General features: G+C 43.4%; 2 protein-coding genes. One reads left to right on the forward strand and one right to left on the reverse strand.

Features of this window, described 5'->3' with window-relative positions; translation table 11 throughout:
• The coding region (locus C6H66_RS25260; protein WP_146111151.1) for a DUF4158 domain-containing protein at positions 1-427 on the reverse strand (427 nt) is incomplete at its 3' end.
• A 75-nt stretch (positions 428-502) separates the two neighbouring features.
• Between C6H66_RS25260 and C6H66_RS25265 the strand changes: the two genes are divergently transcribed.
• Positions 503-757, forward strand: a complete 255-nt coding sequence (locus C6H66_RS25265) for a DEAD/DEAH box helicase family protein (protein WP_248000833.1) — start codon at positions 503-505, stop codon at positions 755-757.
• Positions 758-892 lie beyond the last annotated feature (135 nt).

The following is an 892-nucleotide window of genomic DNA, read 5'->3' on the forward strand; positions in this document are numbered from 1 at the left end:
CTTTTGGGTAATAACGGAGAAGATTGCTGATATGTGATTGTATTTCTGGGGCCAAATCAGACATCCAGGCACAATAGCCAAATAATGAAAGTATTACCTGTCGCTGAGTGCGTATATAATCACGGGAAATCCGTCCAGCGAAAGATACCGGGAATGCGTTTGTATAATAGAGATTCGCAATAAACTGAGCATCATTACTGACATCCTCCAGTGAGAAATTGAAGAATTGCTGCTTGGCCTTGAAATAACCCAGTTGCAGTATGAAGAAAATACGTGTTCTGGTATTGCTGAACTGCGTCAGAGCCTCTCTTTCAGATTGCGTTAATGTGAAGTAAAGCCGCTGTTCGTGGGCGTTGAATTCTGGTCGACTGTAAAGCTCTTCGACTTCAGTATTTGATAAAAGTTGGAGGCGTTTAGTATTTTCCAATCATTCGCTCACAGCAAGATACTGGCAGCCTCTGTGTGGATTTTAATCAGAGGCTTAACCGCCTTCATCCGGAGAGTGCAAAAAGTAGGGATTATTCTACCCGTTGGTTGTGGAAAGTCGGGCTGTATTACGCTGGCACCTTTCGCTTTCAAAGCAACCAGAACTCTTGTTGTCGCTCCTGGATTAAATATAGCCAGTCAACTTCACGATGACTTTGATCCGGCAAGGCCAGATATGTTCTACCAGAAATGTAAAGTTCTTTCTGGTAGTCCATACCCAGAACCCGCTGAAATCCGTGGGCGGACGAMATATTTACCCGTCGCGGAATAGTGTGTAAATCACCGGATTGTGAAAAGCCTTTATCCAACTACCGTAATTTACCGGGATATACCATTCAAGGACTGGAAATCGAGACTTTCTACGACAGCAATTCCTTATTCGGAAAACTTTCTTATTCGACTATCC

Origin of the sequence: Photorhabdus hindustanensis (assembly GCF_002968995.1) — a bacterium.
Classification (GTDB): domain Bacteria; phylum Pseudomonadota; class Gammaproteobacteria; order Enterobacterales; family Enterobacteriaceae; genus Photorhabdus; species Photorhabdus akhurstii.